This window comes from Actinophytocola sp., assembly GCF_049647105.1.
GTDB lineage: Bacteria > Actinomycetota > Actinomycetes > Mycobacteriales > Pseudonocardiaceae > Actinophytocola.
On sequence record NZ_JBARWZ010000192.1, the window covers coordinates 1 to 3,575 of the forward strand.

4 protein-coding genes are annotated in these 3,575 nt (G+C 73.5%); all 4 read right to left on the reverse strand.

Annotation, left to right across the window (positions count from 1 at the left end):
• Positions 1–123: 123 nt before the first annotated feature.
• Positions 124–621: a GNAT family N-acetyltransferase gene (locus WBA97_RS22895; RefSeq protein ID WP_424232944.1), complete on the reverse strand. Its 498-nt coding sequence runs from the start codon at positions 619–621 to the stop codon at positions 124–126.
• 49 nt (positions 622–670) lie between these two features.
• Complete coding sequence (locus WBA97_RS22900; RefSeq protein WP_424232945.1) at positions 671–1,315, reverse strand: TetR/AcrR family transcriptional regulator; 645 nt, start codon at positions 1,313–1,315, stop codon at positions 671–673.
• A complete protein-coding gene (locus tag WBA97_RS22905; RefSeq protein WP_424232946.1) occupies positions 1,312–1,962 on the reverse strand; it encodes a class II aldolase/adducin family protein in 651 nt (216 codons plus the stop codon). Before WBA97_RS22905 ends, WBA97_RS22900 begins: the two co-directional genes overlap by 4 nt.
• On the reverse strand, positions 1,949–3,575 hold a 1,627-nt coding region (locus tag WBA97_RS22910), incomplete at its 5' end, for a helix-turn-helix transcriptional regulator (protein WP_424232947.1). The genes WBA97_RS22910 and WBA97_RS22905, both read right to left, overlap by 14 nt.

Sequence of the window (3,575 nt, forward strand, 5' to 3'; positions counted from 1 at the left end):
GCGGGTTCTGAACCGTGGACTCGCGGGTTCTGAACCGTGGACTCGCGGGTTCTGAACCGTGGACTCGCGGGTTCTGAACCGTGGACTCGCGGGTTCTGAACCGTGGACTCGCGGGTTCTGGGGTTACAGGTCGTTGAACGGGCCTGCGTAGGCGAACGGGCCGCGGGTCTTCGGGTCGTAGGTGGACAGTGGGCGGGCCTGGAAGTGGTCGCCCCACTCCGGGGCCGGCGGCGTGATCCCGAACGTCGTCGCCGGTTCGAAGCCGAAGCGGGGGTAGTAGCCGGTGTGTCCCAAGAGGACCACTATCGGCTCGTCCATGGCGTCCGCGGCGCCAAGGACGGCGTGCATCAGCGCGCCGCCAACGCCAGCCTTCTGCACCGCCGGGTCCACGCCAAGCGGGCCAAGGCCGAGCGCGGGTACCGCACCCACGTGGGCGCGGGTGCACACCACGTGGCCGACGACCCGGCCGGCCAGCTCCGCCACCAGCGACAGCGGCGGCAGCCACGCGTCCGACGCACGCAGTGCCGTCACCAGCCGCGCCTCCACCTCGCCCTTGAAGGCCGCCCGGTGGATCTCGGCGATCGCGGGCACGTCCGTCGCGCGTTCTCTCCTCACCAGCACGGCGGCCACTCTCGCACACGCCGCGTCCGCGATCATCCGCGTTTCGCGCCTACGAGAGTGGTTGCCCGTCGCCGGTCAGTCGCGGCGCCGCGTCGCGGATCAGGGACAGCAGCGTGGTGCTCAGCATCAGGTGCACCTGCTCGCGCGTGAGATCCTTGCGTACCAGCCACTCCCGGGCCGCGGACTTCACCATGCCGCCGTACGAGCGGACCATCGCCCGCAGCTCAGGGGCCTGTGCCGACAGGCTCGCCGCCTCCAGCACCCGGTCGGCCGCGAGCTCGTCGGCGTCGGCCAGGATCTGCTCCACCTCCGAGTCCTGGCCGATCGCGCCCGTCGCGGCCAGCCAGGCCTTGCTGTTGCGGGACACGCCCTCCAGGAACCAGTCGACCGCCGCGTGGATGCGGGTCTCGAGTGGACCCTCCGGCAGCTGCTCGATCGCGAACCGCGGGATGGTCACCATGCGGCGGACGACCTCGAGGTACAGGTCCCGCTTCGTGCCGAAGTAGTGGTTGATCAGCCCGCGAGCCACCCCGGCCCGCGCGGCCAGCTCCGTGGTCGACACCGCCGCGTACGGACGTTCGCCGAACAGGTGCATCGCGCACGCCAGGATCTCCTCGCGGCGCTCGTCAGGCTCCAGCCTGCGCCTGCGTGGTGCGGCTGTCACGTCGTCACCGATCTGTTGGCGGACGGTCAACAACCCGGAGTATAGGAGCGTCGGCCGTAGTTCAACCTGGTGAACGTGGCATCCGCTGCCGCCAGTTCCTCCGCGCTGAGCAGACGCGGGGTGCCGAGCGCCGCCGCGCGGGCGTACACATCGGACAACCACTCGACCAGCTCGAGGCGCTCGCACGCCTGCGCGACCGACTCGCCGTGCGCGACCGACCCGTGGTTGCGCATCAGCACGGCAGACCGGTCCGCCAGCCCCGCCACTACCGACGCCGCCAGCTCCGGTGACCCGAACGTCGCGTAGTCCGCCACCCGCACCACCCCGCCCAGCCGCACGGTCAGGTAGTGCACCGGCGGCAGCACGTCGTGGGTGAGCCCGACCGCGACCGACGAGGGCGAATGGGCGTGCGCGACCGCGCCGACGGACGGGAACGCCTGGTAGACCGCCAGGTGCAGCGGCAGTTCTGACGTCGGTGGCAGCTCGCCGGACAGCACATCGCCCGACGACGACACCAGCGTCAGGTCGTCGGAGGTCAGCTCGCCGAGCACCGTGCCGGAACCCGTCACCAGCACGTCAGAACCCACCCGCATCGACAGGTTGCCGGACGTGCCGGTCACCAGCCCGCCTGCCGCGAGCCTTCGCCCGGCCTCGACGAGCCGCTCAGCCGCGGGCACCGGGGCTCCCGACGAGTGTCCGCAGCTGGGACAGCAGCTCGCTGCGGCTGGACGCGCCGAGCCGCTGCCGCATCCGTGCCACGTGGTGCTCGACGGTCTTCGCGGAGATGAACAGCCGGTCGCCGACGTCCTTGTAGGTCAGCCCCGACACCACCAGCTCCGCGACCTGCAGCTCCCGTTCCGAGAGCGTCACCTCGGGCAGCGCGTTCGACTCGTCCGGCACCCGCCGCGCCGCGACCGGCTTGCCCTGCAGCAGCCGCGCGCAGTCCAGCAGCCGCACCATCGCCTTGCGGTCCGAGGTCCGGGTCGCGGCCCGCGCCGCGAGCCGCGCGCCGTCCCACGTGAACCCGGCCGCGTGCAGCCCGCGGGCCGCGTCCTCGACGGCGTCCTGGTCGACCCTGCCAGCCATCAGCTCCGCCCAGCACCGCCCCGCCGCGGCCACGATGCCGAACTGCTCGTCCTTCGCCGCCGCCCGCTCCATCGCCTCGACGTGCTCCTTCGCCGCGTCGACCTGGTCGGCGATGACGGCCGCGTGCAGCCCGCCCCACCACAGCGGCGTCGCCCACAGCGGCGGGTCGCCAAGGCCCTTCAGCAGCGTGCGGGCCTGGTCGAGGTGCGCGGAGAGCCGCGCCTCCTCCCGCAGCCGCGCCGCGGCCACGGTCAGCTCGCCAAGCGGCAGGATCGTGAACAGGTCCATAGGGTGGCGCAACAGTGCCTCACCGGCCTGCAGCCACGCCCGGCCCAGCGTGTTCGTGTCGCCCGCGCGGCGGGCCACGCCCAGTTCGATGGCCACCGCGAACAGCCAGTCGCGGGGCTCGAGGTGGGTGCCGCGCAGGGCGGCCAGCTGTGCCGCCGCGGCCGTGAGGTCGCCGCGCAGCATGGCGATCCACGTGCGCAGCAGCTGGTGGCGGGTCGCGAGCGGCGCGCCACCGGTGCCCGCCGCGACGGCCCGGTCCAGCAGCGACGACGCCGTGCTCAGCTCCCCGTAGTGCAGCGCGAGCAACGCGCCGAGGGCGGCAGGGCTGTCCGGCAGCAGCACCCCGCGGCCGACCGGTTCGAGCAGACCCGCCGCCCGCACCATCATCGACAGCGCGGTCGTCGGGGCACCGGTCACCGACTCGTGCAGCCCGTTCGTCATCAGCGTGAGCGCGCTCGACAGCGAGGTCGGCGGCCCGTCGGGCGACGTCTGCGCCCGCAGCTCCCGCGCGTCGGCGAGGTCGCCGATGCCCAGCAGGCCGAGGGTGGCGAACTGCTTGCCCTCGTCGGTGCCGGACCACCGGTACAGCTGGGCACTGCGGAAAAGCTGCCCCCGGTGCGCGAGTGCCGCGGCGGCCACCCCGGCCGCGTGCCGCCGCTGCGCCGAGGACTCGGTGGTGATCACCTCGTCGGCGAGCCGCAGCGCGCCGTCCAGGTCACCGGCCAGCGCGAGTGCCTCCGCCTGCCGCGCCGCGACCTGCTGCGGTGGGCGGCCCGCGGTCACGGCCGCCTCGTAGAGCCGTGCGGACAGCGCGGGGTCGATGGCCAGGGCCTCGGCCGCGGCCGCCTCGAACGCCGTCGCCGCGGCCTCACCGCCGATGCCGGTGCCCAGCAGCGGCCGGACCAGCGCCAGCACC